This window comes from Bradyrhizobium sp. (assembly GCF_035570375.1).
In the GTDB taxonomy this organism is placed as follows: Bacteria; Pseudomonadota; Alphaproteobacteria; order Rhizobiales; family Xanthobacteraceae; genus Bradyrhizobium.
Window position 1 is genome coordinate 1 of record NZ_DATMLW010000119.1, and the last position, 4,178, is coordinate 4,178.

The 4,178-nt window shown below is 60.0% G+C and carries 3 protein-coding genes; all 3 read left to right on the forward strand.

The annotated features are described in order from the left end of the window. Positions 1 to 381: PilZ domain-containing protein (locus VNX23_RS12290; RefSeq protein WP_325630358.1), on the forward strand; the 381-nt coding region annotated here is incomplete at its 5' end. A 202-nt stretch (positions 382 to 583) separates the two neighbouring features. Further along, on the forward strand, positions 584 to 3,610 hold the full coding sequence (secA, locus tag VNX23_RS12295; RefSeq protein ID WP_325630360.1) for a preprotein translocase subunit SecA: 3,027 nt from the start codon (positions 584 to 586) through the stop codon (positions 3,608 to 3,610). Between the two features lie 143 nt (positions 3,611 to 3,753). Next, positions 3,754 to 4,178: P-loop NTPase (locus tag VNX23_RS12300; RefSeq protein ID WP_325630361.1), on the forward strand; the 425-nt coding region annotated here is incomplete at its 3' end.

A 4,178-nucleotide genomic window follows, 5' to 3' on the forward strand; every position in this document is an offset into this window, starting at 1 on the left:
CGCCAGCGGCGCCACAAGCGCGTGCGACTGAATAAGCCGGTTACGGCGGTCAGCACCAACCTGAAAGAGGCCTGCAGCTTGCAGATCAAGACCGCCAGCCTTACGGGCGGTGTCGCCACCATTAGCCGCCACCTGGCCCCCGGAACGCCAGTACAACTCAAATTTCAGATCGGCATGCGCAACCTGCAGGCCACCGCATTGATGCGCGACTATCGCGCCCAGGACATGGCCTTCGAAATCGTGGACATGAACCTCGACGAACGCAGCCGCCTGCGACGCCTCCTCGCCGACAGCTTGGCATCGCCCAGCTCCTCAGTGGCTAAGGAGGATACGCTAGTGCCGTCCGACACGCCGGTGCCAGTCGTAACCCGCTCGCGCTAGAAATTTCCGTGACCCGACCAAGCAGATAGCGGCCGCGTGCCGATGTAGTGGCCGGTCTTTAGACCGGCATCCGCGCCTTCCCGCCACATTTTTGGCGTCGGCGCATCGAAACAGATAGAATAAAGTGTTGCGGGGATCTTCTAATGCCGGGCCGTAGGGCTCCGGCGCGGTCGAATACCGTCAGGAAACGGCGAAACTATTCATGGATGCAGCGAAGCTCGTAGACGGCGTCATCGCGCGATTTATCGGCACCAAGCATGAGCGCGACGTCAAAAAATTGCAGCCGCTGGTTGCGGCCATCAACGCGCTCGAGACCGAAATCAAGACGCTCAGCGACGAAGATCTCAAGTTGCGTTTTCTCGCCCTGAAAGAGCAAGTTCAGGAGCCGCTCAAGGAGGCCGATCCTAGCGAACCGACCTTCCGCGACCTGATGCAGAAGGCGTTCGAGCCCGTGCTGGTCTCAGCGTTCGCGCTGGCCCGCGAAGCCGGCCGCCGCTTCCTGAACATGCGCCATTTCGATGTGCAACTGATCGGCGGCATGGTCCTGCACGACGGCAAAATCGCTGAAATGAAAACCGGCGAAGGCAAAACGCTCGTCGCCACCCTGCCCGCGGCCCTGAACGCCCTTGCCGGACGTGGCGTTCATATCATCACCGTGAATGATTACCTGGCCCGCCGCGACGCCGAATGGATGAGTGCCCTCTATCGTGGACTCGGTCTCTCCGTTGGCGTAATCGTGCACGATCTCGACGACGAACAGCGCCGCGCCGCCTACGGCGCAGACATCACCTACGGCACCAACAACGAGTTCGGCTTCGACTATCTCCGCGACAACATGAAGTACGACCTCGCGAACTGCGTTCAGCGCGGCCATCACTTCGCGATCGTCGATGAAGTCGACTCCATCCTCATCGACGAAGCGCGCACCCCGCTGATCATTTCGGGTCCTGCGGAAGAATCGACCGACAAGTACTACAAGATCGACAAGATCATCCCCAAGCTGATCCAGGACATCGACTACACACTCGACGAAAAACATCGCCAGGCGACGCTCACCGAAGATGGCGTCAGCAAGTGCGAACGCCTGCTTAGCCTTGGCAACTTGTACGACCCCGCGCACATGGAAGTGATTCACCACGTATACCAGGCCTTGCGCGCACACGCGCTCTACAAGCGCGACGTCGACTACGTCGTGAAAGACGGCGAAGTCATCATCGTCGACGAGTTCACTGGCCGCCAGATGCCCGGCCGCCGCTGGTCCGATGGCTTGCACCAGGCCGTCGAAGCCAAAGAAAACGTCAAGATCGAGCGCGAGAACCAGACCCTCGCTACGATCACCTTCCAGAACTATTTCCGCATGTACAAGAAGCTCTCGGGCATGACTGGCACCGCGGAAACCGAAGCCGCCGAGTTCGCCAAGATCTACAATCTCGATGTCGTCGTGATTCCGACCAACCGCGAACTGATCCGCAAGGAATATCCCGACGTGGTCTATCGCACCGAAAAAGAGAAATTCCACGCGGTCGTCAACGGCATCATGCAGGAAGACGATTCCTACGCCAACGGCATCCGCCATTTCCACGAGCGCGGCCAGCCGGTTCTCGTAGGCACCATCTCGATCGAAAAATCCGAAGCCATCGCCGACATCCTGAAACAGTCAGGCATCCCGCACCAGGTCCTGAATGCCAAACAGCACGAGCGCGAATCGCGCGTGGTCGCGCAAGCCGGACGCAAAGGCGCCGTAACCGTCGCCACGAACATGGCCGGGCGTGGCACCGACATCCTGCTCGGCGGCAACCCCGAGCAGATGACCCGTGATCATTTCCTGAAGAACAAAATAGCCATGCCCTACGCATCCGCGCCGGCGGTTATCCCCGCCGAGAGTGCGAGCGTCAACGCCACCGGGGAGGTTGCGCAGCCGATCGCCGCGCCAATGGTTCTGTTTCAGCACGAAGGAAAAATCTTCCAAGTCCCCGCCAACCAGTGGAAGCCGGTCTACGAGGACTTCGCGCAGCAGTGCAAAGCCGAGCACGACGAAGTGGTCGCGTTAGGCGGACTCCACATTCTCGGCACCGAGCGCCACGAAGCCCGCCGCATCGACAACCAGCTTCGTGGCCGCGCCGGCCGCCAGGGCGACCCCGGCTCCTCGCGCTTTTTCCTTTCGCTAGAAGACGACCTCATGCGCATCTTCGGCGGAGAACGCGTAAAAGCCCTGATGTTCCGCCTGGGCATGACCGAGGGCGTCCCCATCGAGTCCGGCCTGATCTCCCGTCGCATCGAAAACGCGCAAAAATCCGTCGAAGCGCAAAACTTCGACGCTCGCAAACACCTTCTCGAATACGACGACGTGATGAACAAGCAGCGCGAGACGATTTACGCCATCCGTCGTTCCGCGCTCGAAGGCAAGGACCAGCGCGACTACGTTCTGGGCATCGCCGAAGATGTAGCCCGCGAGCTCGTGAACACGTACTGCCCCCGCGAGCAGCATCCCGACCAGTGGAACACCACGCAATTTCTAGCGGAAGTAAACGCGCAATTCGGCGTAGACGCAAAAGCCGCAGACGCCGATCCAACCGCGCTAACCCACGATCAACTGGCCGACGCCACGGCCGAAGCTGTCGTCAAGCGCTACGAAGAAAAAGAAAAGCAATTCGGCGCTGACCTGATGCGCTGGCTCGAGCGTCGCATCATCCTCGACGTAGTCGATTCGCAATGGAAAGACCATCTCCTCTCCCTCGACCACCTGAAAGAAGGCATCGGCCTCCGTGGCTACGCCCAGAAAGATCCGATTGTCGAGTTCAAGAAGGAAGCCTTCGTCCTCTTCGAAGACATGATGGCGCGCATCGACAACGAAACCATCCGCTACCTCTACCACATCCAGATTCAGCAAGGCGAGCAGCCCGGCCAAGCGGTTCAGCCGCGCCCCGAGCCTCCGCTTCCGCCCGCGCCAAGCACGCAAGCGCTGCCACAGCGTACCGGTGGCGCGCAAGCAGCTGTAGCCAGCGCCGCCGCTCGCGCATCGGAGCCTCCACCGCAGCGCCTGCCCGACGTAGCGCGCCAGCTCGAACGCAAACAGCAGCGCCAGCAAAAGGATTTGCAGTATCAAACCGGCGCGGCCCAGGCCGAACCACCAAAGCCAGTCCGCGCCGCCGCCAAAGTAGGCCGCAACGACCCCTGCCCCTGCGGCTCCGGCAAAAAATACAAAAAATGCCACGGCATCAATTCATGAGTCAACCTGTAGCCGCCCTCTCTGAGAGGGCGGGGTTTAGACAACGCACAGGCGGAAAACAAACGCTGTAGAAAATTCGATCCACTAAAGTCCGTCAAACTATCGAAAGGTCAAAAATGCCGCCAGGACCAGCCCCCCAACCAATGCCGGAACGCTATCCAATCCCCGGCGTAAAAAACCTAGTAGCTGTCGCCAGCGGCAAAGGCGGCGTAGGCAAAACCACGGTAGCGGTAAACCTAGCCCTAGCCCTCTCCAAACTAGGCCACAAAGTAGGCCTGCTCGACGCCGACGTCTACGGCCCCAACGTTCCCATAATGCTGGGCACGCTGGAAGAGCCCAGAGCCACCGCCGAAAAGCGCATCTACCCTGTTGAAGTCCAAGGCATAAAAATGATCTCGATGGGCCTGCTGAATCCCGGCGACAAGCCCATGATCTGGCGCGGCCCCATGCTCCATAGCATCATCACGCAATTCCTGCGCAGCGTAATCTGGGGCGAACTAGACTATCTACTGATCGATCTCCCACCAGGCACAGGCGACGTGCAGCTAACGCTAATCCAAACGGTAGC

Bases quoted from the DNA above. Each gene is read 5' to 3' on its own strand.
- secA (WP_325630360.1), top strand. From the start codon at position 584: ATGGATGCAGCGAAGCTCGTAGACGGCGTCATCGCGCGATTTATCGGC.